Origin of the sequence: Kitasatospora sp. NPDC007106 (genome assembly GCF_040634455.1) — a bacterium.
GTDB classification, from domain to species: Bacteria; Actinomycetota; Actinomycetes; order Streptomycetales; family Streptomycetaceae; genus Kitasatospora; species Kitasatospora arboriphila.
Genome location: NZ_JBEYFP010001207.1, coordinates 1 through 1,445 on the forward strand (window position 1 = coordinate 1; position 1,445 = coordinate 1,445).

1 protein-coding gene is annotated in these 1,445 nt (G+C 74.9%); it reads right to left on the bottom strand.

Annotated features, from left to right (window positions below):
* The coding region (locus ABZ641_RS37200; RefSeq protein ID WP_359988995.1) for a dynamin family protein at positions 1-1,445 on the bottom strand (1,445 nt) is incomplete at both ends.

A 1,445-nucleotide genomic window follows, 5' to 3' on the forward strand; every position in this document is an offset into this window, starting at 1 on the left:
GCGGTGCCCGCGCCGGGCAGCACGAGGGTGCCGATCACCGCGCCGATCGCACCGGCGGCGAGCCCGCCCGCGGTGGTGCCGACGCCGGAGCCGAAGGAGGCGCCGCGCAGCCGTCCGGCGGTCGGCGAGCGGCGTTCCTCCTCGCCGAGCCGGCCGGTGACCGCGAGCGGTGGCACGGGCGGCTCGGGGAGCGCGCCCGTCCGGCGGACGTCCAGCTCCAGCCCGTTGCGGCGGGCGAAGTCGGCCTGGAGTTCGGCGGCCCGGCGGGCGGCCAGTTCGCCGAGCGTCCCGGTGACGAGCGCCGCGTCGGCGGCCAACTGGCCGACCAGCCTGTCGGGATCGGCCAGCATGGCGTCGTCGTAGAGGTACTCGGTGCGGAAGCGGTGCCACACCTCGTCCAGCTCCTGCTGCGCCCGGGTGGTCAGGGTCCGGCCCAGTTCCTGGACGGCCTCGGCGAGTTCGCGGCGCCACCGGGCCTCGGAGGAGCCGAGCTCCGCGATGCGGCGTTCGCGTTCGGCGGTGTCCCGGTGGAGTTCCTCCAGGCGGGTGCGGGTGGTGTCGAGCAGCGACTGCAGCTCGGCCTCGACCGGCCGGAGCAACGTCCGTGCGGAGGCTTCGAGTTCGGCGAGCGAGGCGCCGATGAGCAGCGAGGCGCGGCGGGCGGCCAGCGCCGACCAGAGGAGCTCCTCGAAGGCCTCGAAGTTGCTGATCTCCAGGTCCTCCGGGTCGCCGTCGGCGAGGTGGTCGAGCTTGGCGCGGGCGGAGACCGGGACGAGCGGCACCTGCCGGGGAGGCAGGCCGGTGGCGTCGGCCAGTTTGGCGAGGGTGTTGGCGTGGATCGCCGTCCAGTCGCCGACGGTGTCGATCTTGGTGAGCGCGAACAGCAGTCCGTCGGTGCCGTCCAGTGCCCTGGACGCGCCGGCGGCCCGGGTGAGGAAGCGCAGCTCGCTCTCGGTCAGCGGCTGGGTGGCGTCGGCGACGAAGACCAGCGCGTCCGCCTGCGGCAGGAAGCCGGTGGTGACCGCGGTGTGCTCCCGGTGGACCGCGCCCACGCCGGGGGTGTCCACCAGGACGAGTCCGGTGGCCAGCCGCGGGTTGGGCAGGTGGACGGAGATCAGCCGGACCCGTTTGAGGTTCCCCGGGTTGCCGGACTCGGTGGCGTACTCGGCGATCCGGTCGCGGGTGATCTCCAGCTGCTGCGGCCCGCCGTCGCCCTGCCCGTCGGGCGGGTCGAGGGTGACCACGACCCGCTCCTGCGGGCCGTACGCGGCGGTGGTGACCAGACTGGTGGCGAAGTACGTGTCCCGGGGGAAGAGGTCCGGCTCCTCCAGCAGCGCGTTCAGCAGGGTCGACTTGCCGCGCTTGAACTCCCCGCAGACGACCACGGTCAGCGTGCCGTCGCGCAGCCGTCCCTCCGCCGCCGCCAGGCGCTCGGCGGCGGCGGC